This window comes from Rhodococcus sp. IEGM 1307 (assembly GCF_030056915.1).
Lineage (GTDB): Bacteria > Actinomycetota > Actinomycetes > Mycobacteriales > Mycobacteriaceae > Rhodococcus_F > Rhodococcus_F opacus_D.
Genome location: NZ_JASHKW010000007.1, coordinates 1 through 22,041, shown reverse-complemented (window position 1 = coordinate 22,041; position 22,041 = coordinate 1). Strand labels below are relative to the sequence as shown.

Genomic DNA, 22,041 nt, shown 5'->3' with positions numbered 1-22,041 from the left:
CGACTAAAGATCCAGAACTGCCGAAAAAGGCCCGACGCCCGAACACCTTGCCAATCGATCGTTCGCTTGGCATGATCCACGAGAAGTGATGCACGTCTCATCCGCCTCCGAAAGGTCAGGACACCAATGACGGACCAGTTGACCGGGTCTGCTGCCACCACCGCATGGCGGACCGAAGACCGCATCCGAGCGCGCCGCGCCGCGATCGCGGGTGGCGTGGGCACCCTGATCGAGTACTACGACTTCAGCCTGTACGGCTACCTCGCGATCGTGATGGCCCCGCTCTTCTTCCCCAGCAGCGACCCGGCCATCGCGCTGCTGTCCGCACTCGCCGTGTTCGGCACCGCCTACCTCATGCGCCCACTCGGTGGCATCGTGTTCGGGCACATCGGCGACCGGCTCGGACGGAAGAAGGCCCTCCTCGCGACGCTCGTCTGCATGGGCCTCGGCAGCATGGCCATGGGATTCCTGCCCACCCACGCGCAAGCGGGGATCTGGGCCACCGTGCTGCTCGTCGTCGTGCGGATGATCCAGGGATTCTCGGCCGGCGGCGAAGTCGGCGGCTCGGCCACGTTCATCTCCGAATCCGCGCCGCGGCATCTCGAGGCCACCTACGGGGCGTTCACCCCGCTCGGATCCACGATGGGGTTCGCGATGGCCGCAGCGGTCGCAGGCACGGTGTCGGCGTTGACGACCGACGCGCAACTCGAGAGCTGGGGATGGCGGGTCCCGTTCCTGCTCGCGTTGCCGCTGACGCTGCTCTGCCTGTGGGCCCGCACCCGGGTCGAGGAGACCCACGGCGAGGACGCCGATTCCGGACCGGTCCAGGCGCCCGTCGTCGCCGTCTTCCGGCGGCAGCCGCTCGCCCTCCTGCAGTCGGTCGGAATCAGCCTGGCGTGCAACGGAACCGCGTACATCGGCCTCACCTACATGAGCATCCATCTCATGAAGAGCCTCGGCTACGAACGCACCCCGGTCTACTGGATCGCAACCGCCGTCATCGGTGTCGTCGCGCTCGCGATGCCGCTCGGGGGCATGCTCGCCGACCGCATCGGGCGGTTGCGGTTCACCGTGATCAGCCTCGCCGGATTCGCGATCATCACCTACCCCGCCATGGCCGTCATGCACCACAGCCTGTGGATCGCCGCGATCGCCTACCTGCTGATCATGGTCAACACCGTCGGAACCCAGGTCGGCTCGTACACGCTGATGCCACTGCTGTTCGACAAGGACGTCCGCTTCACCGGGGTCGCCATGGGCTGGAACCTCGGCGTCGTCATCGCCGGTGGCACCGCCCCCTTCGTCGCCGTCTGGCTGGTGGAGAAGACCGGAAACGTCCTCTCCCCTGCCGTTTTCGTGATCGTCGCTGCGGTCATCGGACTGATCTCGGTGGCCGGTGTGGCCCGCCGGTCCAAGGTCGCGCAGGAGCAACTCGGCTGACGTCCGGACAGTGTCCCCCTCGAGATCCCTCACGAATTGGAGCAACCATGTATCCCGGCGCTCATGCTGCCACCACCCCCGACAAGCCGGCCGTGATCATGGCGGGCACCGGGCAGACGGTCACCTTCGCCGAACTCGAGTCCCGCTCGATCCGGATCGCCCGCCACCTGCACACCCTCGGACTGCGCCGCGGAGATCACGTCGCGGTGCTGGCCACGAACACTCCCTCGATCTTCGACATCTATTGGGCGGCCATGCGTTCCGGCCTCTACCTCACGATGGCGAACTGGCACCTCACGCCACCCGAGATCGCCTACATCGTCGAAGATTGCGGCGCCAGAGCATTGATCGTCGACGCCGCACTCGACGCGGTGGCGCGTGACCTCCCCGCCCTCACCCCGGCCACCGAGCACCGGCTCGCGTTCGGGGGATCGATCCCCGGCTACGACTCCCTCGACCGGGCCGCCGCCGCGGAGTCGGACGTCCCGCTCCCCGACCAGCCCCGCGGGGCGGACATGCTGTATTCCTCCGGCACCACCGGTCGCCCGAAGGGCATCAAACCGGAACTGCCCGCGCGTCAGATCCAGGAACCCGGCGACACCATGACCGGCATGAACGCGACGGTATGGGGAGTCACGCCGGACACCGTCTACCTCTCACCCGCACCGCTGTACCACGCCGCACCGCTCCGCACCTGCGCGTCGGTGCAGGCCCTCGGCGGCACCGTCGTCGTGATGGACCGCTTCGACGCCGAGCAGGCGCTCGCGTACATCGAGCAGTACCACGTCACCTACAGCCAGTGGGTGCCCACGATGTTCGTCCGCATGCTGAAGTTGTCCGCCGAGACCCGGGAGAAGTACGACGTCTCCAGCCTGCGCGTCGCCGTGCACGCCGCGGCCCCGTGCCCGGTGGAGGTGAAGCGGCAGATGATCGAGTGGTGGGGGCCGATCCTGTCGGAGTACTACTCGTCCACCGAACTCAACGGCATGACTCTCGTGAATTCGGACGAATGGCTCCGCAAGCCCGGAACCGTCGGCCGCGCCGCGCTCGGCGTCGCCCACATCTGCGGCGACGACGGTGCCGACCTCGCACCGGGCGAGATCGGCACCCTCTACTTCGAGCGGGACACGCTGCCGTTCGAGTATCACAACGCCCCAGCCAAGACCCGCGACGCCCAGCACCCACAGCACCCGACGTGGACCACCACCGGCGACGTCGGCTACCTCGACGAGGACGGGTATCTGTTCCTCACCGACCGGAAGTCGTTCATGATCATCTCCGGCGGCGTCAACATCTATCCGCAGGAGATCGAGAACACCCTCACCGAACACCCCGCCGTCCTGGACGTGGCGGTGATCGGGATCCCCGACGAGGAGATGGGTGAATCGGTGCTGGCCGTGGTCCAGACCGTTCCGGGTGTGATCGGGGACGACGCGCTGGCCGGTGAACTCCTCGACCACGTGCGGGGACGGCTCGCCCGGTTCAAGGTCCCGCGGAACGTCGTCTTCAGCGACGACCTCCCCCGCACCCCCACCGGGAAACTCGTCAAGGGCACGCTACGAGATCGGTACGCCGCCGGGGTTCACGCCTGAACCGTCAGCCGTCGGCGGCCGGTTCGTCCCGGCGCCGGCGGTCGAGGAGGACCGCGATGGTGAGGACGATCAGTCCGGCGACGCCGAGGAGGGCGCCGACGGCGGCCGGGGCGGTGTAGCCGTATCCGGCCGCGATCACGACGCCACCGATCCACGCGCCACCCGCGTTGGCGAGGTTGAACGCGCCGTGGATCAGCGTCGACGCCAGGGTCTTCGCGTCACCCGCCGCGTCCATCAGCCGCGACTGGACGGCAGGGAAGATCGCCGTCACCGCCATCCCGATGAAGAACAGCACGATCAGCGCCGTCACCGGGTTGTGTGCGGCGACGATGAACAGCGCGAGGACGCAGATCAGGGCGATCATGCACCCGAACAGCCCGGGCACCACGGCGTTGTCGGCGATGCGGCCACCCACGACGTTGCCGAGGATCATTCCCGAACCGAACAGCATCAACGCCACCGGAACCATCGCGTGCGGCAACCCGGACACGTCGGTGAGCGTCGAACTGATGTACGTGTACACCGCGAACGAGCCGCCGAACCCGACTGTCGCGAAGATCAGCGTCATCCACACCTGCACCCGGCTCAGCGCCCCGAGTTCGGCCACCGGGTTGCTCACGTGCACCCCGGCCAGCGGCGGGACGAGGCGTGCCAACGCCACCAGCGTCACGATTCCGATGATCACCACGAGCACGAACGCGGACCGCCAGCCCAGGATCTGGCCGAAGAACGCCGTCGCAGGCACCCCGACCACGTTCGCGACCGACAGGCCCATCATCACGGTCGCGACCGCCTTGGCGCGCTTGCCCGGTTCCGCAAGGTGCGCGGCGACCAACGCTGCGACCCCGAAGTACGCGCCGTGGGGCAGCCCGGCGAGGAACCGGGCCGCCAGCAGCGACTCGTAACCGGGGGCGAGTGCGGTCGCGAGATTGCCGACGACGAACGTGGCCATCAACGCGATGAGCAGCGTGCGCCGCTCGACGCGCGCGGCCAGCGCCGCGATCGTGGGCGCCCCGACGACGACGCCGAGCGCGTACGCGGAGACGAAGTGCCCGGCCACCGGCTCCGACACCCCGGTCCCCGCAGCCATCGCGGGCAACAGGCCCATGGACGCGAATTCCGTTGTGCCGATACCGAACCCGCCGAGGGCAAGCGCCAGCATCGCGCCCCGCCTGCTCGGTGACGGAATCCGCGGACGCAGAGACGGACGAGCGGTGACCGCAGGTTCTGTGAGGTGAACTGCAGGCGGCGTCATGGCAGCAAGACTCCCGTCGGGCTGATCGTAGGATCGGCGAGCACGTCCAATGGACTCGCCTGAGGATGAACCGGGCCGAGATAATGGCACACCGGCTCGTACCAGTATGGGCGAGGCCGCAAGCGAATTGATAATCCGCGCGGGCGTGATTCCACTCACCGGCGCGGCGTGTGGGGCGTCGCCGTGACCTGGGGCGACGCACCGGAGCAGAGCGACCTACGTCACGTGATGTGTTCGAGGATCACCGTGTGCACGTGGTGGGCCTTGTCCATGCCACGGAAGTCGGCCTCGTACGTGGTGTCGGCGACGTTGACGGCGATGCTGCTGGAGGAGAAGAACTGGCCTGCCCACGACTTGTTGCTGAGGAACGAGACCGACCGGATGTTCTTGTACGGGACGGACGTGATCGCGGTGCGCTTGCCGACGAAGCTCTTGTCCTGGATGACGACGCGAAGGTTCGTGATCCCGAGGAAGCCGGTGCCCGCGCCGATGCAGTCGTACACGGCGATGATCGTCTCGCCGGGGAGGATGCCCTGCTGGACCTGCTTCAGTTGCTCCGACTTGTCGAAGATCGGGTCGGTCATGGTTCCTCCTTCGACGGCGGTCCAGGCCTGTCCATCTTCGCAGAAACTTCGTCGAACGTGACGTGGATGCCCTCGTGCGGTACCGCGCGTTGCGCCTTCGCCTGGTCGGTGAACGTCCGCCTGTCGCCCTCCACGAGGTCGGCCTTGTCCGTGAAGGGCCCGAGCAGCGCCCGCGGGTGCAGCCGGTCGACGCGGACGACGTTGATCTCCACACACACCACGATCGCCGCGGCGGCGAGGAAGAGGAACGCCAGCAAGCCCAGCACGACGGCGAACACCCCGTTCGTCACGGACGCCGTGCTCACCACCTTGCTCACGTAATACGCGCCGAACGATTGGAGCACCTGCCACACCACGGCTGCTGCGACGGCGCCGGGCGCGACGTCGGCGACGGACAGCGGCCGGGCAGTGGCGAGCCGGAACGCGAGGATGAAGATCGCGGAGTTGATCGTGATCGCGGCGAGCATGAGAAGCACGGTGGACGATCCGGACAGGTGCGTCGCGGCGCCGACCGCCGCCACCGCGGCGGTGCCGAGGACGGCGAGACCGATCGTGCCGAGCAACAGCAGACCCCGCAACCGGCCTCGGATCGGGTCGGGCCGCATGTTGCGGGGCACCGACCACGCCGTGTTCATCGCGTTCTGGCTGGCCAGTGCCACCCCGAGGCCGCCGTAGAGGGCGCCGACGAGTCCGATCACCAGGCCCGTCACCCCGCCGCCGATCCGGTGCGGGTCCGCCAGGTCGGCGCCGATGACCGGGAACTGGCTCAGCGCCGAGTCGATGATGTCCTGCTGCAGTTCGGGGTGCCCCGCCAGCACGAACCCGAGCACCGTCGAGAGCAGAAGCAGGAGGGGAAACAGTGAGATGAACCCGTAGTAGGCGATCAACGCCGCAAGGTACACGCCCTGATCGTCGAGGAATTTGTACGTGACGGCGATCGGGAAGCCCATTGCCGGGTACTTCTGCTGGAGAGCGTCGAGCCGTCTGGCGAACTTCATCTCACGCTCCGTTTCCGCGACACCCGCTACCCCGATTCTGCCCGGGCCGCGGCCACGGCGATCAGACGGTCGGTTTCACCATCGCCAGGGCGAGGTCGGCGTAGCGCTCGGCGAGTTCCTCGGGCTTCAGCGGACCGTCGGCGTGCCACCACGTGCACACCGATTGACCCATGTTGATGATGCCGCGGACGGCGTCCCGCGGGAATTCGGTCGCGAAGTCGCCCTCCTCGACACCGCGCTCGACGACGTCGCGGAAGAGGTGCTCCTGTTCGTCGCGGAGGGCGACGACGAGCCGGCGGCCGGCGTCGTCGAGACTGCGTATCTCGGTGGCGCCGACCATCGCGTCCAGCTGCCGGGTGGTGTGGAACATGACCCACGCCCGCATCAGCGCCTGCAACTGGTCGGCGGGGGCGCCACCCGAGCGCAGCAGGGCCCCGCGGGTCATCGCGATGGCGTCGTGGAGTGCGCGCACCATGATGTCCTGCAGGATCTCCTGCTTCGACGCGAAGTGGTGGTAGATCGAGGCGACGGTGATGTCGGCGCCGCGGGCGATGTCGCGCATGGACGTGCCGTGATAGCCGCGTTCGTTCATGTTGGCCACCGCGGAGTCGAGGATCACCTGCCGCCCGGTACCCGTTGCCACGGCGGCGACTTTTGCAGCGCACATCCCTCGGTCTCCGTCCCCGATCCGATCGTCACACGACCACTCCAGGGTAGTGGGTCCCGTCACAGAACCCGCTCTAGCGATCGTTCGGTAACAATGTCATGCTGGGGCGGTGGATCACATCGGACTCGCCGTCGCGGACGGTATCGCGACGATCACCCTGAACCGGCCCGACCAGCTCAACGCGTTCACCACCACCATGGAGAACGAGCTGATCGCCGCCTACGACCAGCTCGATGCGGACGATTCCGTCCGGGCGATCGTGCTCACCGGAGCCGGACGAGCGTTCTGTGCGGGCGCAGACCTGTCCGCCGGTGCCGCCACGTTCGATCACTGGCAGGACGAGGACGGGGACGAGGGCGCCGACGCCCGCCGCGACGGTGGCGGTCGCGTGGTGCTCCGGATGTTCGAATCCCGCAAGCCGATCATCGCCGCGATCAACGGACCGGCAGTGGGAGTGGGCATCACGATGACCCTCGCCGCCGACTTCCGCCTCGCCGCCGACGATGCCCGCATCGGATTCGTCTTCAACCGCCGAGGCATCGTGCCCGAATCCTGCTCGACCTGGTTCCTGCCCCGCCTCGTCCCCCTGCAGACGGCCCTCGACTGGGTCTACTCCGGCCGGGTGTTCCCCGCCACGGAAGCGTTCGACGCCGGCCTCGTGTACAAGCTGTACCCGCGGGAATCCCTGCTCGACGAGGCGTATGCGCTGGCCCGGAGTCTGACCGAGCACTCCGCCCCGGTGTCGGTGGCGCTGTCGCGCCAGATGATGTGGCGGGCACTGGGCGCCGAGCACCCGATGATCGCGCACCGCGTCGAGACACGCGGGATCAATATCCGCGGCATCGGACCGGACGCGCGCGAAGGCATCTCCGCGTTCCTCGAGAAGCGGCCGGCCGTGTTCCCCGACAGCGTGCGCGACGACCTGCCGGACGTGTTCGGCGAAGACCTCCCGACCCCGGCGTTCCGCGGATGACCGCCGAACTGCCTGCCCGCCCCGGCGTCGTCGACCGCTGGCACCACGTCGTCGACCGTCGCGACCTCACCGCCCTCGACGCCCTGATCGCGGACGACGCCGTGTTCTCCTCCCCCGCCGTGTTCACTCCGCAGGAAGGAAAGGCGAAGGTCCTGGCGTACCTCCGCGCCGCCCTGACCGTCTTCGACGGCACCGGTTTCCACTACGTCGAGGAGTGGTACGGCGACCGTTCGGCGGTCCTGGAATTCGCCACCGAACTCGACGGCATCCACGTCAACGGCATCGACCTCATTCACTGGAACGACCGCGATCAGATCACGTCGTTCAAGGTGATGGTCCGTCCCGTGAAAGGCCTGCAGGCGCTCATCCCGCTGATGGCCGCCCAGCTCTCCCAGTCGTAAACCACTGTATCAAGGAGAAATTCATGAGCCTGCCCCCCATCCTGCAAGACCGGCTTCGCCTGCCCGTCGTCGCGTCGCCGATGTTCATCGTCTCGGGTCCCGACCTGGTGATCGCCCAGTCGACGTCGGGCATCGTCGGATCGTTCCCCTCGCTCAACGCCCGCCCGCAGCCCGTCCTGCGTGAATGGCTCACCCGCATCACCGAAGAACTCGCCAAACACGACGCCAACAACCCGGAGACACCGTCCGCGCCGTACGCGGTCAACCTGATCGTCCACAAGAGCAACGACCGCCTCGACGAGGACCTCGCGACCATCGTCGAGTTCGAGGTCCCGATCGTCATCACGTCCCTCGGCGCCCGCGCCGACGTCAACGAGGCCATCCACAGCTACGGCGGCATCGTCCTCCATGACGTCATCAACAACAAATTCGCGAAGAAGGCCGTGGAGAAGGGCGCCGACGGCCTCATCGCCGTCGCGGCCGGCGCGGGCGGACACGCGGGCACCCTGTCGCCGTTCGCGTTGATCCAGGAGATCCGCGAATGGTTCGACGGGCCGGTCCTGCTGTCGGGCTCCATCGCCCACGGCCGCTCGGTCCTCGCCGCGCAGGCCGCCGGCGCCGACCTCGCCTACGTCGGCTCCGCGTTCATCGCCACCGAAGAGGCCAACGCAGACCAGGGCTACAAGCAGATGATCGTCGACTCCACCGCATCCGACATCGTCTACTCCAACCTGTTCACCGGGGTGCACGGCAACTACCTGCGCGGCAGCATCGAGGCCGCCGGACTCGACCCGAACAACCTCGCCGTGTCGGACCCGTCCGCCATGAACTTCGGTGTCGGCGAGGACGCGGACAAGAGCACGAAGTCGGAAGCCAAGCCCTGGCGCGACATCTGGGGCGCCGGACAGGGCATCGGCGCCGTCGACGCCGTCGTCCCGGCCGCGGAGATCGTCGAACGCCTCACCCGCGAGTACGCCGACGCGCGGGCCCGCCTGCTCTAGGCGCTTCGCGCCCGTGCGCCTTTCTGGTTGTTCCGACTACCAAAAAGGCGCACGGGCGGCGGAGCCGCCTACCCTGCCGCGATGTCGCGACCGATGATTTCCTTCATGATCTCGGTGGTGCCGCCGTAGATCGTCTGGATCCGGCTGTCGACGTATGCGCGGCCGATGGGGTACTCCATCATGTAGCCGTAGCCGCCGTGCAACTGGACGCAGCGGTCGACGACACGCTTCTGCAGTTCACTGGCCCACCACTTGCCCTTCGACGCGTCGACGGCGGTGAGTTCGTCTGCGTTCAAGGCGAGTACGCACCGGTCGATGTGCGATTCGGTCACCTCGATCTCGGTGAGCATCTCCGCCAGCGCGAACCGGGTGTTCTGCAGATCGCCGATCGGCTTCCCGAACGCCTTGCGCTCGAACACGTAGTCCCTCGTCCACTGGTACGCGGCCTTCGCGGCGGCGATCGCGTTGACCGCGATCGAAATACGTTCGAGGGGCAGGTTTTCCATGAGGTGGACGAAGCCGCGACCCTCGGTGCCGAGCAGATTGGTGGCGGGCACCCGCACGTCCTCGAACACGAGCTCGGCCGTGTCCTGACCGGCCAGTCCGACCTTGTGCAGCTTGCGGCCACGGCTGAAACCGGGCATGCCCCGCTCCACGACGAGCAGGGAGAAGCCCTTGGAACCGGCGCTCGGGTCGGTGCGCGCGACGACGATGACGAGGTCGGAGTGAATACCGTTGGTGATGAACGTCTTCTGACCGTTGATCACCCACTCGTCGCCGTCCCGCACCGCGGTGGTCTTCACGCCCTGCAGGTCGCTGCCCGCACCGGGCTCGGTCATCGCGATGGCGCCGATCAGCTCGCCCGCGGCCATGCCGGGCAGCCACCGCTGCTTCTGCTCCTCGGTGCCGAGGTTCACGATGTACGGGATGGCGATGTCGTCCTGGAGGGACAGTCCCGAACCGAACGACGTCGTCGCGGTGCGGGCGATCTCCTCGGCGACGACGTACCGGAAGCGGTAGTCGGTGACGCCCGAGCCACCGAATTCCTCGGGCACACCGAGTCCGACGATCCCGGACTTGCCGGCCGCCAGCCACGCCGAGCGGTCGATGAGCCGCTCGGATTCCCACCGTTCGTAGTTCGGCTCGATCTCGCGGGCGAGGAATTCGCGCACGGTCTCCCGGTACGCTTCGTGATCCCTGTCGAAAAGGTTGCGCTGCATGGTCTCTCCTTGTCGCCGGGACGAGCTCGTCCGGCTCGGTGGACCCGGCGCGATGTCAGTGGTCGGGTAGATACCCGACGGTGTGTAGAGCGATGTCGACGTAGCGGCCGGCGACCTGCTCGGGGGTCAGTGCTCCACCGAGCTGGAACCAGCGTGGAATGGACTGGCACATCCCGAGGAGGGCGCGCACGGTCTCGGGGACGTCCCCGCTGTGGAACACGTCGCGGGCGACGCCGTCGGCGACGAGGTCGATCATCATCAGCTCGAGCCGCTTGCGGTTCGCGGCGTAGCGGCTGCGGCTGTCGGCCGAGACGTGCCGCAACTCGGTGTCGAGGGACACGTGCCGCACCCGGTACGTCATGTACAGGACGATCGCCTCGACGACGTTGGAGAATTGCGCCACCACGTCGTCGCCGGCCTCGCGGGCGGCTGCCTCGGCGCGGTCGTTCAGTTCGCGCATCTGCATTTCGAACAGGGCCACGAGAACGGCTTCCTTGCTCTCGTGGTGGTAGTACAGGGCCGGAACGGTCACCCCGACACGACGGGCGATCTGCCGCACCGTCGTGCCGTGGTAACCGTTCTCGTTGAACAGATCCAATGCCTGCTCGAGGATGGGCGTCAGCGGCAGGGCCTCGAACGTCCGCCAGTCGGCGTACACTGGCTCCGTCACCGTCGGCCCGTCCTCGCGCAGAGTCACAGGTCGCCGATCAGCGCGGTGCCATGCGGATGGCGCCGTCGAGACGGATGGTCTCGCCGTTGAGCATCGGGTTGCTGACGATGTGCGCGGCGAGCGCGCCGTACTCGGACGGGTCGCCGAGACGCGAGGGGTGCGGGACCTGACCGCCGAGCGACTGCTGCGCAGCCTCCGGCAGGGAGCCGAGCAGCGGCGTCTTGAACAGGCCGGGAGCGATCGTGTTGACGCGAATCAGCAGCGACGCGAGGTCGCGAGCGATCGGCAGGGTCATGCCGACGACGCCGCCCTTGGACGCGGAGTACGCGGCCTGACCGATCTGGCCCTCGTATGCGGCTACGGAGGCGGTGTTGATGATGACCCCGCGCTCGCCGTCGATCGGCTCGTTCTTCGAGATGCGCTCGGCGGCAAGACGGATCACGTTGAACGTGCCGATCAGGTTGACGGTGACGATTTTGGTGAAGTCGGCCAGCGGGAACGCGCCGTTCTTGCTCACGGTCTTGATGGCGTTGCCGATGCCGGCGCAGTTCACGGCGACACGCAGCGGTCCGAGCGACTCCGCGACATCGAGTGCGGCGGACACGTCGGCCTCGCTGGTGACGTCGCCGGCGGCGAAGCGCACACGGTCGCCGAGTTCCTTGGCGACGGTCTCACCGTTGGACGAGGGCAGGTCGATGATGACGACGCTGGCGCCGTCGGCGAGCAGGGCCTTGGTGGTGGCCAGGCCGAGGCCCGAGGCACCGCCGGTGACGAGTGCGACGCTGTCGTTGACGATCATGTCTATACCTTTCGGAAGCAGGACTTTCGGGGAAGTGGGTCAGATGCGTTCGATGATGGTGGCGTTGGCCATGCCCGCGCCCTCGCACATGGTCTGCAGGCCGTAGCGTCCGCCGGTGGCCTCGAGGTTGTTGACCAGGGTGCTCAGCAGGCGGGTGCCCGAGGAGCCGAGTGCGTGCCCGAGCGCGATGGCGCCGCCCCACGGGTTGAGCTTGGCCGGGTCGGCCCCGAACTCGTGCGCCCACGCCAGCGGCACCGGCGCGAACGCCTCGTTGACCTCGTAGGCGTCGATGTCGTCGATGCTCAGCCCCGACTTCGCGAGGATCTTCTTCGTCGCCGGGATCGGCGCGGTGAGCATGAAGACCGGATCGTCACCGGCAACGGCGAACGAATGGAACCGTGCCCGCGGGGTCAGCCCCAGCTTCGACGCCATCTCCTCGCTCATGATCAGCGCCGCGGACGCGCCGTCGGTCAGCGGCGACGAGTTGCCCGGGGTGATGTGCCACTGCGCCTCGGGGAACCGGGCCGCGTACTTCTCGGAGTAGAACGACGACTTCAGCCCGGACAGTCCCTCGGCGGTGGTGGAGGCGCGCACGGTCTCGTCGGCGGTGTGGGTCACCGTCTCACCGGCGGCGTTGGTGACCGAGATCGGGACGATCTCCTTGTCGAACAAGCCCTTCGACAGGGCGTCGGCGGCACGCTGATGCGACTGCGCGGAGAACGCGTCGAGGGTGTCGCGGTCGAACTTCCACTTGGCGGCGATCAGTTCGGCGGAGATGCCCTGGTTGACGAGTCCCTCGGGGTAGCGGGCGGCGATGCCCGGGCCGGACGCGTCCTGACCGATGGTCGTCGTGCCCATCGGAACACGGGACATCGACTCCACACCGCAGGCGATCACGATGTCGTAGGCGCCGGCGATCACGCCCTGCGCGGCGAAGTGCGCCGCCTGCTGGCTCGAGCCGCACTGGCGGTCGACGGTGGTGGCCGGAACCGAATCCGGGAATCCCGCCGACAGCACCGCGGTCCGGGAGATGTTGAGGGCCTGCTCGCCTGCCTGCCCGACGCAGCCGCCGATGACGTCGTCGACCTGTGCGGGGTCGATGCCGTTGCGTTCGACAATGCTGCGGAGCACGTGCGCGAGCAGTTCCACCGGGTGCGTGCCCGACAGCGCACCGCCGGGCTTGCCCTTACCGGAGGCGAGGCGGACGACGTCCACGATGACAGCGTTGGTCATGATGTTCCCTTTCGAGGAGGAGAAAGTGTGTGCGGCTGCGCCGCCCGTGAGTACTTATTAACCGCGGGGCGTTAACAAGTACTCACGGGTCAGCGGCCCTGCCAGACCGGCTGGCGCTTCTCGGCGAACGCCGTCGGGCCTTCCTTGGCGTCGGCGCTGGTGAAGATGGTCGCGATGGCGGCGTTGTTCGCCTCCCACGCCCCGTCGCCCCAGTCGGGTTCGGTTGCGGTGCGGTGGATCATGGCCTTCGATTCGCGCACCGACAGCGGTGCGTTGGCGGCGATCTGCTCGGCGAGTTCGAGCGCGACGTCGAGGGCGGTGCCTGCCGGGGCGACACGGTTGACCAGGCCCAGTTCCTTGCCCTGCGCCGCGGTGATCGGCTCGCCGGTGAGTGCGATTTCCAGCGCGACCTTCTTCGGGATCTGCTGCTGCAGGCGGATCACGCCGCCGGCGGCGGCGAACAGTCCGCGCTTGACCTCGGGAAGCCCGAGGGCCGCTTCTTCATCGACGACCGCGAGGTCACTGGCGAGGACCAGTTCGGTGCCGCCGCCGAGGGCGAAGCCGTTGACCGCGGCGATGGTCGGCTTGCTGATCCAGTGTTGCGCGTATCCGGCGAAGCCCCATTCGGGGTGCCCCTCCGCAGCGATGTTCCCGCCCGTGGAAAGGGCCTTGAGATCGGCGCCGGCGCAGAACGCGCGGCCGGCCCCAGTCACGACGACCACCCGCACCTCGGGGTCGTTCTCGGCCTGCTCGAGCAGATTGCCCACTGCGGTCGACAACGCGCCGTTCACCGCATTGAGCGCCTTGGGGCGGTTCAGCGTGATGATGCCGATGCCTCCGCGCCGCTCCCACAGTGCGGCTGCCTCCGTCGTCTCCGTCTGTTCTGGCACGTCTCGTCCTCCGCCTCGGCATGATTACTGATCGCTCGTTAAAGTTAGTACCACGGCGTCACCTGCAGGGTCAATGGTCGAATTTATCTAGCGCCCGTTCAGTTGCGTCTGGTATGGATAGTCAGGGACCGACGGAGGAGATCACCACGTGTATGCCCAGCAATTGACCACCGCTTCCGGCCCCGCCGGAGTCCAGCTCGTCGAGATCGACGAACCCGACGGCACCGGCCGCGTCGTCGTGGATCTGCACGCCGCCGGAGTGTCGTTTCCCGACCTTCTGCAGACCACGGGCAGCTACCAGCTCGTCCGGGAACTGCCGTTCGTGCTCGGTGTCGAGGGCGCGGGCGTGGTCCGCAGCGCACCCACGGACAGCGGCATCCGTGCCGGGCAGCGGGTGGCCGTCCTCGCGTCGGACGGATCGTGGCAGCAGACCATTGCGGTGGAGCCGGACTCGGTGTTCCCGCTGCCCGATTCGGTGTCGCTCGAGGCCGGGGCGGGCTTCCTGATGAACTACCTCACCGTGCACTTCGCCCTCGACGAGCGCGCCCGCCACCGCGCCGGTGAGACCGTGCTGGTGCACGGCGCCGCAGGCGGTGTCGGGGTCGCCGCACTGCAGGTCGCGGCCGCGCTGGGACTCGAGACGATCGCCGTGGTCAGCACCGAGGAGAAGGCCGGCATCGCAAAGGCCAACCGCGCCGATCACGTCGTCCTCGTGGACGGCTGGAAGGACCGGGTCCGCGACCTCACCGCAGGCCGCGGAGTCGACATCATCCTCGACCCGGTCGGCGGCGACCGTTTCACCGACAGCCTGCGCAGCCTCGCGCCCAACGGGCGACTGGTGGTCCTCGGCTTCACCGGCGGCGAGATCCCCACCGTCAAGGTCAATCGCCTTCTCCTGCGTAACATCTCCGTTCTCGGGGCCGGCTGGGGCGAGTACGTGCGCACCAACCCCGGCTACACGAGCAGGCAGTGGGCGGCCCTGGGCCCGCTCCTCGAATCCGGTGCGCTGCAGATCGCCGAGCCCACCACCTACTCGTTCGAACACGCCGTCGACGCACTGCGGACGCTCGAAACCCGTTCCGCCACCGGCAAGATCGCCCTCTCCGTCCACCCTTCCTGACAAGGATCCCCATGAGCTCCGACATTCCCGGCGTGGACACGACCGTCGACGACGGCGTCCTGCGCGTCACCCTCGACCGTCCCGCCCGCATGAACGCCGTCACCACCGAAACCCTCGACGCCGTCGCCGACGCATTCGACAAGTACGCCGGCGACGCGGAGGTGCGGGCCGCCGTCCTCGCCGGCGCCGGTCGTGCGTTCTGCACGGGTGCGGACCTGGGTGGCGAGAACGTCTCCGGTCCTCCGTCGTCCGCGACGATCGACGCCGCGAACCGCACGGCGGCCACGATTCGCGCGTTCCCCCGGCCCGTGATCGGCGCGGTCAACGGTCCCGCCGCCGGCGTCGGGGTGTCCCTCGCCCTGGCCTGCGACCTCACGGTCGCCACCGCGTCGAGCTATTTCCTGCTCGCGTTCACGAAGGTCGGCCTCATGCCGGACGGTGGTGCCACCGCACTGGTCGCCGCGTCGGTCGGTCGCGCCCGCGCGCTGAAGATGGCGCTGCTGGCCGAACGACTGCCCGCACGTGAGGCTCTCGCGGCCGGGTTGATCGCCGACGTGTACCCCGACGACGAGTTCGCCGCGACCGTCGACGCCCTCGCGCGACGTCTCGCCGACGGACCGTCGGAGGCGTTCCACTTCACCAAGGACGCGGTCAACGACGCCACCCTCACCGAACTCGACAACGCGTTCGCCCGCGAGCGCACGGGTCAGCTCGACCTCCTCGCCGCCCCCGACTTCCGGGAAGGCGTCGCGGCGTTCCTGGAGAAGCGTCCGGCAGTGTTCGGCCGCGGCTGACGGCATCACGATGACCGCGACGTCGAACGCGCAGCCCTTCGCCTCCCGGCGCACCCACTGGGCGAATCATGTTGCCCGGCATGCCTTCGCGAAACCCGAGGCGGTGGCGCTCCGGTTCCGGGGCACGTCGACCACCTGGCGTGAGCTCGAGGACCGCAGCGCGCGGACGGCCGCCGTCCTCGCCGCCCACGGTGTCGGCCGCGGCGACCGCGTCGTGCTGCTGCTGACCAACCGCCCCGAGTTCCTCGAGGTGATGCTGGCGGCGACTCGCCTGGGTGCGATCGCGGTGCCGGTGAACTTCCGGCTCAGCCCCGGCGAGGTGCGGTTCATCGTCGCCGACAGCGACGCCACCGTCGTGGTCGTGGAGGATTCACTCACCGGGCTCGCCGCGGAGGTCGACGACAGCGTGCCGGTTCTCGTGGTCGGCGACGCCCCCGTCGACGTCTCGCTCGAGACGCAGTTGCGCGCAGCCGATCCCGACGTCCCGATCGCGGACGTGGCGGAAGACTCCCCCGCCGCCATCATGTACACGTCCGGCACCACCGGCCGTCCGAAGGGCGCGGTGCTGTCGCACCTCAATCTGCAGGCACAGGCACTGACCTTGATCCGCGGATGGCGACTGTTCGACACCGAGTCCGAGGTCAACCTGGTCTCGTCCCCGCTGTTCCACATCGCCGCCCTCGGCAGCGTCGGGCCGTTCCTGCTGATCGGCGCCACCATCGTGATCCACCCGACCGGTGCGTTCGATGCGACCGAGCTACTCGACGCGCTCGAGCGTGAGCGGGTGACCAGCGTGTTCATGGTGCCCACCCAGTGGCAGGCCATCCTCGACGACGCCGGCCTCGAGGGTCGGGATCTCGCCCTGCGGGTGCTGGGCTGGGGAGCCGCGCCGGCCACCCCGACCCTCCTCGACCGCCTGTACGCCGCCTTCCCGGACGCCGCGATCGTCGCGTTCTTCGGGCAGACCGAGATGTCGCCGGTGACGTGCATGCTCGACGGCAAGGACGCCGTGCGCAAGATCGGGTCGGTCGGGAAACCGATCGACACCGTGGCGATGCGCGTGGTCGACGAAGCGATGAACGACGTGCCGCAGGGCGAGATCGGTGAGATCGTCTACCGCGGCCCGGGACTCATGGAGGGGTACTGGCGGAACCCCGCGGCCACCGCGGACGCGTTCGACGGCGGCTGGTTCCACTCCGGCGACCTCGTGCGGGTGGACTCGGACGGGTTCGTGTACGTGGTAGACCGCAAGAAGGACATGATCATCTCGGGTGGGGAGAACATCTACTGCGCCGAGGTCGAGAATGCCCTGGCCGCCCACCCGGACATCATGGATGTCGCGGTGATCGGGCGGGCCGACGAGCGGTGGGGTGAGGTTCCCGTCGCGGTCGTCGTCCCGCGGGCCGGGGCGGCGCTCGAGGTCGACGCCCTCGCGGACTGGCTCGACGGCCGGGTCGCCCGCTACAAGCGGCCCAAATTCGTCGAGGTCCTCCCCCAACTGCCCCGCAACGCCAGCGGGAAGGTCGTCAAAGGTGTTCTGCGGGAACAGTTCGGCACGGTCAGCGGCTAGCCGGGGGACGGAGGTGGCGGACGAGGAAGTCGGTCTCGTCCGCGACCACCCGCTCGAAGAGCTCGCCGAAGTAGGGGTCGAAATGACCGCCCGGGTACACGTGCACCTCGGCGCCCGGGGTCTTGGCCGCGGCCTTCTGCGCGCTGCGGGTGAACGTGACGACGTCGTGGTCCGCGATGGCGAAGAAGACGGGGCAGGCGATCTTCGCGACCGTTTTCGTCGGCCGGTACAGCGCTGCCTGCAACGCCACCCGCCCCGGTGTCTCGTTGCGCCATGTCGAACCGGGCGGATCCATCCCGTGATATCCCGCCTCCGCGTCGGGTGTGGTCATGGCCGCGAACGAGCCCGGCGGCCCGACGACGGGAAACATGTACGGCGGCCGGTGCCGCAGCTGGGCGTACCGGTCCCGCAGGTAGGCGACCGCCATGCGGCCGAGGCCGACCACACCCAGTCGCGGAAGGTTCGTCAGACCGTCGACGTACGGAACCTGCGACACGACCGCGGCCACCCGCCGGTCCCGCGCTGCCGCCGTCAGGACGAGTCCGCCGGACAGTGACGTTCCCCAGAGCGCGACCCGGCTGGGGTCGATGTCCGGGCGGCTGCGCACGAACGCGACGGCGCTGTCCCAGTCGTCGAGTTGGCTGTCGATGTCGAGCAGTTGGCGGGGTTCGCCCTCGCTGGCGCCGAAGTAGCGGTAGTCGAACACCAGCGCCGTGACTCCCGCGGCCGCGAACCGTTCCGCGAACGCGTCGAGTCTCTGTTCGCGTACCCCGCTCCAGCCGTGCGCGAGCACCACACAGGGTGCTGCCGTGTGGGTTTCGGAATGGCGCCGGTACAGCCAGGCCGCGCAGCGCTGTCCCCGCGAGGAGAACCACACGTCCTCACGGCGGACGTCAGGGCACGACCGACCAGCTTCGACGGGTGACGGCCGAGGATTCATGGGAGGCGCCTCCGAGAGGTGTGGACATGGTCCAGTCTCGGGCCCTGCGCGCGGCGGCGACAGCCACCCTAGGGTGAAGAATCGGCACCCCAGGGTGGAAAATCAGCTCTCGAGTGCGACTTTCATGCACTCGAGCGTCTGCCGCATCCCGTCCTGCATCAGCTGGTCGCGGTTGCTGCCCAGCACCTTCGACTTCTGCACCAGCCGTACCCACCATACGGGCGTCGCGTAGATCTCCCGGGTCTCGGTGACGAGTGTGCCCGCGCCGGAGGGTTCGAGATGATACGTCCAGCGCGCCTTCGGCTCGTCCGCCTCGAAGGAGAACTTCTGGCCCGGAACGATATCCACGACGGTGCAGTGCGTCTTCCACCGAACCGGGCCGTGCCGGTTGGCGCCGATGAACCGCGCGCCCACCGTCACCGGGGTGCCGGACTTCCAACGGGCCCCGGTGTTCTCGGGGCTGAACCGGCCCATGCCCTCCACGTCGGTGACCACGTCCCACACGATCGCGGGCGGAACCTCGATCACGATGCTCGCAGTGTCCACGGCTACCGGCCCGGGATCCACTGCAGCGCCTTCACGAAAGGCGGCATGATCTTGGCCCACACCTTCGGCGACAGTCCGCGCGGACCGCCGAGGTTGAGGATGCGGGTGGTGGCGATGGTCTGCGGTTCGGTGTACTTGAGGAGCCCGTCGTCGCCGTGGCGGCGGCCGACACCGGACACCCCCATGCCACCCATCGGCGCACCGGTGCTGCCCCATGCCGGGGCGTAACCCTCGTCGACGTTGACGGTTCCGGCGTGGATCCGTGCGGCGATGGCCTCGCCCTCCGCCTTGGTTCCCGCCCACACGCTGGCGTTCAGGCCGTATTCGGTGTCGTTGGCGCGTTCGATCGCCTCGTCCACGTCGGCGACGGGGTAGATCGAGACGAGCGGTCCGAACGTCTCGTCGCGGTAGCACTCGGCGTCCTCGGGAACGCCGGTCAGGACGGTCGGCTCGTAGAACAGGGGGCCGAGGTCGGGGCGCGCCTTACCGCCGGCGACCACGGTGGCGCCCTTGACGACGGCGTCGTCGACGTGGCTGGACACGGCCTTGACCTGCGCCTCGGACACGAGGCTGCCCATTTCGATGCCGAAGTCGTAGCCGGCGCCGAGCTTCATGTTGCGGACGCGTTCCCCGAACAACCGGGTGAACTCGGGTGCGATGGACTCCTCGACGTAGATCCGCTCGATCGAGATGCACAGCTGCCCGGAGTTGGAGTAGCAGGCGCGGACGGCGGCGTCGGTGACCTCACGGAGGTTCGCGCCTGCGGTGACGATCATCGGGTTCTTGCCGCCGAGTTCGGCGGAGAAGCCGATGAGACGGCGACCGGCCTGCTCGGCGAGGAGCTGACCCGTGGCCGAGGACCCGGTGAACATCAGGTACTCGGTGTTCTCGACGAGGGCGGTGCCGACCACCGAGCCCGGTCCGGGGACGACGGCGAACAGGTCGCGCGGCAGCCCAGCCTGGTACAGCAGGTCGACGCAGGCCAGCGCGCAGTACGGGGTCTGGCTGTCGGGCTTGAGGACGACGGCGTTGCCGGCGAGGAGCGCGGCGACCGCGTCGGACACCGCGAGGGTCATGGGGTAGTTCCACGGCGAGATGACGCCGACGACGCCCTTCGGCTGGTACCGCACGACGGTCTTGGTGAGGCCGGGCAGCATGCCCGAGATGCGCCGGGGACGCAGCAGCTTGGGGGCGACGCGTGCGTAGTGGCGGGCGGTCATCGAGATGTCGAGGACCTCCTCCTGCGCGGCGGCGCGGGACTTGCCCGTCTCGGCCTGAGCCATGTCCATCAGGGCGTCGCGGTTCTCGAGCACCAGGTCGCGGTACCGGTGGAAGATCGCGGCGCGTTCCGTGACGGGACGCTTGGCCCATTCCTTCTGTGCCACCCGGGCGCGTGCGATCGCGTCCTTGGCGTCCTGAGCGGTACCGACCGGGACGGTGGCCAGTTCCTTACCCGTGAACGCCTCGACGACGGACCGCGTCGGGCGATCCGCCGCATCCGGGATGGCGATGAGGTCGGCGAGCCGCGCGAACGTGGCGGCGGACGGAACAGGCATTTCGTACCCCTACTGGTTAGTAGTTTTTGCGGTTACACATAACTTACCTGCTTGGTGCGCCAAGTCACAGGGGCGGATGGACTAGTGCCGGTCTTCGAGCCCGACAGCCTCCCGCAACTTCTCCTCCGCCTTCTTCAGCTCGGGGTTGTCCTGGGCGGAGGAATCGAGCAGGGCGGCGAGCGCCTCGGCGATGACGTTCAGTTTCTCCTGCAGAGCCTCGGTGGCACGGCGGCTGGCATTCTCGAGCAGGACCACGAGAAGCAACGTGAAGACGGCACCGGCGGTGTGGATGGCGATCTGCCACTCGTGAAGGTCCTTCCAGAGCGGAATGCTGACGACCCACAGCGCGACCACTCCTGCGCAGATCCCGAAGAACGGCGCCTGGCTGACCCGGAGTTCGATCTGCTCCACGAACCTGTCGAACGCCGAACGCTGATCGGTGGGCTGCTGACGTGCGGCCTTCGCGTTGCGCACCATCTTCGGAGTCTAGGCTCAGCTGCCACTCCCGATATGCCCGTTTCACCCGAGTCGCCGCGATGACGGCATGGGGTGCGAGGGTCCGGAGGCTGCGGCGTGGGCGTCGCAACACTGGCCGGGGCGCGGGTGGCGCTGGTCAGTGATTTGACTCAGGATGCCGTCGATGCCCACGACCGGATGCTGACGTACGTCGCGCGGGGCGATTGGGACTTCTCCGTCAAGTCCGCGCAGGCGGGCATGGCGAAGTCGTACAAGTACGCCGGGCCGACGCAGCGTCAGCCGGCCATCGACGCAGCACATGTCGAGGCACTGCCCGCGGCGCGTTGTCTTGGCTGGGTGCTGTGCAACGAGCGTCAATCCGACCGGACAGCCCTCCTGCAGTTTCACCCGTCGATGTCCTACGAAGACTTCGTCCGTGGGTTCCGACCCGGCTCCGACGGCAAACTCACCTTGATCGACGGTTCTCTGCTCACCGCCGCCAAGAACGCCCGCCAAGACTGCGAATGCGACTACGTCCTGGTCATCGAGGAGATCAACCGCGGCAATCCCGCACAGATCTTCGGCGAGATGCTCACCTGCTCGAACACGACAAGCGCGACCCCGAGAACGCGCTGAACCTCGCCTACTCGCGGGACGGGGAAAAACCGTTTCATCTGCCCTCGAACCTGCACCTCATCGGCACGATGAACGTCGCGGACCGGTCCCTGGCCCCGGTCGACATAGCGATACGGCGGAGATTCGCCTTCTTCGACCTGGGGCCGGAGTACAACGATGCCCGACGCGAGTTCGTGATCGAACGCGGCTACGACGAATCGGTCGTTGACCGCATCGCGGTACGGATGACCAGGCTGAACGAGGTGATCGCGGCCGACCCGCACCTCGGCAAGGACTACTGCATCGGTCATTCGTACTTCACTTGCGCGACCCGGCTCGCTCGCGTACTCGTCGCGAGCGCCGCCGACGACGAAGCACGACATCGGGAGTCACTCGAGCGCAGCCTGCCGGCGCGACTTCGCCTCTAATCGAGTCGAACCTCACAGATCCCTCGCTGTCGCCAGCCGGCGCCTCGACTGTGGTCTCCGAACGCATTTCACGCGTCGATTCCGCGACGCGTCGACATGACTTCACGCGATTGGCGGTGTCTGCCGGAATCGACCGGCCGATTGACCGTCTGCCGTCGGTGCGCCGGGGTGAAAAGACATGTGCGGCATCGGTGTTCGTGCCTTGGAATGCCGAAAGCCCCCCAACAAGGTTGGGGGGCTTTCGGTAACGGATGTTCGGCGGTGTCCTACTCTCCCACACCCTGTCGGGTGCA

At 68.1% G+C, this 22,041-nt stretch carries 23 protein-coding genes; 10 read left to right on the top strand and 13 right to left on the bottom strand.

Annotated features, from left to right (window positions below; genetic code table 11):
* Positions 1 to 126 precede the first annotated feature (126 nt).
* The gene (locus tag QM841_RS14915; protein ID WP_283332574.1) at positions 127 to 1,440 is read left to right on the top strand and encodes an MFS transporter; all 1,314 of its coding nucleotides are present in this window, start codon (positions 127 to 129) and stop codon (positions 1,438 to 1,440) included.
* A 47-nt stretch (positions 1,441 to 1,487) separates the two neighbouring features.
* On the top strand, positions 1,488 to 3,032 hold the full coding sequence (locus tag QM841_RS14910; RefSeq protein ID WP_283332573.1) for an acyl-CoA synthetase: 1,545 nt from the start codon (positions 1,488 to 1,490) through the stop codon (positions 3,030 to 3,032).
* Between the two features lie 4 nt (positions 3,033 to 3,036).
* On the opposite strand, the gene QM841_RS14905 is transcribed toward QM841_RS14910, so the two are convergent.
* The 4 genes from QM841_RS14905 to QM841_RS14890 all read right to left on the bottom strand — a co-directional run bounded on the left by QM841_RS14905 (position 3,037) and on the right by QM841_RS14890 (position 6,536).
* Positions 3,037 to 4,287, bottom strand: a complete 1,251-nt coding sequence (locus QM841_RS14905; RefSeq protein ID WP_283332572.1) for an MFS transporter — start codon at positions 4,285 to 4,287, stop codon at positions 3,037 to 3,039.
* 221 nt (positions 4,288 to 4,508) lie between these two features.
* Positions 4,509 to 4,871, bottom strand: a complete 363-nt coding sequence (locus QM841_RS14900) for a PH domain-containing protein (protein WP_280781952.1) — start codon at positions 4,869 to 4,871, stop codon at positions 4,509 to 4,511.
* Complete coding sequence (locus QM841_RS14895; protein WP_280781953.1) at positions 4,868 to 5,869, bottom strand: YihY/virulence factor BrkB family protein; 1,002 nt, start codon at positions 5,867 to 5,869, stop codon at positions 4,868 to 4,870. Before QM841_RS14895 ends, QM841_RS14900 begins: the two co-directional genes overlap by 4 nt.
* A 61-nt stretch (positions 5,870 to 5,930) precedes the next feature.
* Positions 5,931 to 6,536: a TetR/AcrR family transcriptional regulator gene (locus tag QM841_RS14890; protein ID WP_011596490.1), complete on the bottom strand. Its 606-nt coding sequence runs from the start codon at positions 6,534 to 6,536 to the stop codon at positions 5,931 to 5,933.
* 109 nt (positions 6,537 to 6,645) lie between these two features.
* Between QM841_RS14890 and QM841_RS14885 the strand changes: the two genes are divergently transcribed.
* The 3 genes from QM841_RS14885 to QM841_RS14875 are packed head-to-tail and all read left to right on the top strand — an operon-like array spanning position 6,646 to position 8,911.
* Positions 6,646 to 7,509, top strand: coding sequence for a crotonase/enoyl-CoA hydratase family protein (locus QM841_RS14885; RefSeq protein ID WP_280781954.1), 864 nt, complete (start codon positions 6,646 to 6,648; stop codon positions 7,507 to 7,509).
* Positions 7,506 to 7,910, top strand: a complete 405-nt coding sequence (locus QM841_RS14880) for a nuclear transport factor 2 family protein (RefSeq protein ID WP_280781955.1) — start codon at positions 7,506 to 7,508, stop codon at positions 7,908 to 7,910. Before QM841_RS14885 ends, QM841_RS14880 begins: the two co-directional genes overlap by 4 nt.
* Before the next feature lie 23 nt (positions 7,911 to 7,933).
* Positions 7,934 to 8,911 (top strand): NAD(P)H-dependent flavin oxidoreductase, encoded by a 978-nt coding sequence (locus QM841_RS14875; RefSeq protein WP_283332571.1) that lies wholly within the window; start codon positions 7,934 to 7,936, stop codon positions 8,909 to 8,911.
* A 68-nt stretch (positions 8,912 to 8,979) separates the two neighbouring features.
* On the opposite strand, the gene QM841_RS14870 is transcribed toward QM841_RS14875, so the two are convergent.
* The 5 genes from QM841_RS14870 to QM841_RS14850 form a co-directional block, all read right to left on the bottom strand.
* Positions 8,980 to 10,131: an acyl-CoA dehydrogenase family protein gene (locus QM841_RS14870; RefSeq protein ID WP_283332569.1), complete on the bottom strand. Its 1,152-nt coding sequence runs from the start codon at positions 10,129 to 10,131 to the stop codon at positions 8,980 to 8,982.
* Between the two features lie 55 nt (positions 10,132 to 10,186).
* Positions 10,187 to 10,828: a TetR/AcrR family transcriptional regulator gene (locus QM841_RS14865; protein ID WP_283332568.1), complete on the bottom strand. Its 642-nt coding sequence runs from the start codon at positions 10,826 to 10,828 to the stop codon at positions 10,187 to 10,189.
* Positions 10,829 to 10,838: 10 nt separating this feature from the next.
* Positions 10,839 to 11,600 carry a 3-hydroxyacyl-CoA dehydrogenase gene (locus QM841_RS14860; RefSeq protein WP_005264856.1) on the bottom strand — a complete coding sequence of 254 codons (762 nt, stop codon included), beginning with the start codon at positions 11,598 to 11,600 and terminating at the stop codon, positions 10,839 to 10,841.
* A gap of 39 nt (positions 11,601 to 11,639) precedes the next feature.
* Positions 11,640 to 12,833: a thiolase family protein gene (locus tag QM841_RS14855; protein WP_061042174.1), complete on the bottom strand. Its 1,194-nt coding sequence runs from the start codon at positions 12,831 to 12,833 to the stop codon at positions 11,640 to 11,642.
* Positions 12,834 to 12,922: 89 nt separating this feature from the next.
* The gene (locus tag QM841_RS14850; RefSeq protein ID WP_283332567.1) at positions 12,923 to 13,723 is read right to left on the bottom strand and encodes a crotonase/enoyl-CoA hydratase family protein; all 801 of its coding nucleotides are present in this window, start codon (positions 13,721 to 13,723) and stop codon (positions 12,923 to 12,925) included.
* 148 nt (positions 13,724 to 13,871) lie between these two features.
* On the opposite strand from QM841_RS14850, the gene QM841_RS14845 reads away from it, so the two are divergent.
* From QM841_RS14845 to QM841_RS14835, 3 genes are read left to right on the top strand one after another with little or no spacing between them, the layout of a single operon-like run.
* Positions 13,872 to 14,843, top strand: coding sequence for an NADPH:quinone oxidoreductase family protein (locus QM841_RS14845; protein ID WP_283332566.1), 972 nt, complete (start codon positions 13,872 to 13,874; stop codon positions 14,841 to 14,843).
* An 11-nt stretch (positions 14,844 to 14,854) separates the two neighbouring features.
* Complete coding sequence (locus QM841_RS14840) at positions 14,855 to 15,637, top strand: enoyl-CoA hydratase (protein WP_283332564.1); 783 nt, start codon at positions 14,855 to 14,857, stop codon at positions 15,635 to 15,637.
* Positions 15,638 to 15,647: 10 nt separating this feature from the next.
* On the top strand, positions 15,648 to 17,207 hold the full coding sequence (locus tag QM841_RS14835) for a long-chain-fatty-acid--CoA ligase (RefSeq protein ID WP_283332563.1): 1,560 nt from the start codon (positions 15,648 to 15,650) through the stop codon (positions 17,205 to 17,207).
* Here the strand turns inward: QM841_RS14835 and QM841_RS14830 are convergent.
* The 4 genes from QM841_RS14830 to QM841_RS14815 all read right to left on the bottom strand — a co-directional run bounded on the left by QM841_RS14830 (position 17,197) and on the right by QM841_RS14815 (position 20,726).
* Positions 17,197 to 18,147 carry an alpha/beta hydrolase gene (locus QM841_RS14830; protein ID WP_283332562.1) on the bottom strand — a complete coding sequence of 317 codons (951 nt, stop codon included), beginning with the start codon at positions 18,145 to 18,147 and terminating at the stop codon, positions 17,197 to 17,199. The two genes, QM841_RS14835 and QM841_RS14830, sit on opposite strands and share 11 nt — an antisense overlap.
* Positions 18,148 to 18,249: 102 nt before the next feature.
* Positions 18,250 to 18,693 (bottom strand): SRPBCC family protein, encoded by a 444-nt coding sequence (locus QM841_RS14825; RefSeq protein ID WP_283332561.1) that lies wholly within the window; start codon positions 18,691 to 18,693, stop codon positions 18,250 to 18,252.
* A 2-nt stretch (positions 18,694 to 18,695) separates the two neighbouring features.
* Positions 18,696 to 20,249 carry a succinic semialdehyde dehydrogenase gene (locus QM841_RS14820; RefSeq protein WP_280785190.1) on the bottom strand — a complete coding sequence of 518 codons (1,554 nt, stop codon included), beginning with the start codon at positions 20,247 to 20,249 and terminating at the stop codon, positions 18,696 to 18,698.
* 81 nt (positions 20,250 to 20,330) lie between these two features.
* The gene (locus tag QM841_RS14815) at positions 20,331 to 20,726 is read right to left on the bottom strand and encodes a low affinity iron permease family protein (protein ID WP_005248960.1); all 396 of its coding nucleotides are present in this window, start codon (positions 20,724 to 20,726) and stop codon (positions 20,331 to 20,333) included.
* A 96-nt stretch (positions 20,727 to 20,822) separates the two neighbouring features.
* Here QM841_RS14815 and QM841_RS14810 point away from each other — a divergent pair, with 96 nt between their 5' ends.
* Entirely contained in the window at positions 20,823 to 21,341 is a 519-nt protein-coding gene (locus QM841_RS14810; protein ID WP_283332560.1) for an AAA family ATPase, read from the top strand.
* Positions 21,342 to 21,409: 68 nt separating this feature from the next.
* Positions 21,410 to 21,748 (top strand): hypothetical protein, encoded by a 339-nt coding sequence (locus QM841_RS14805; RefSeq protein ID WP_283332558.1) that lies wholly within the window; start codon positions 21,410 to 21,412, stop codon positions 21,746 to 21,748.
* The last annotated feature ends 293 nt before the right edge of the window (positions 21,749 to 22,041 follow it).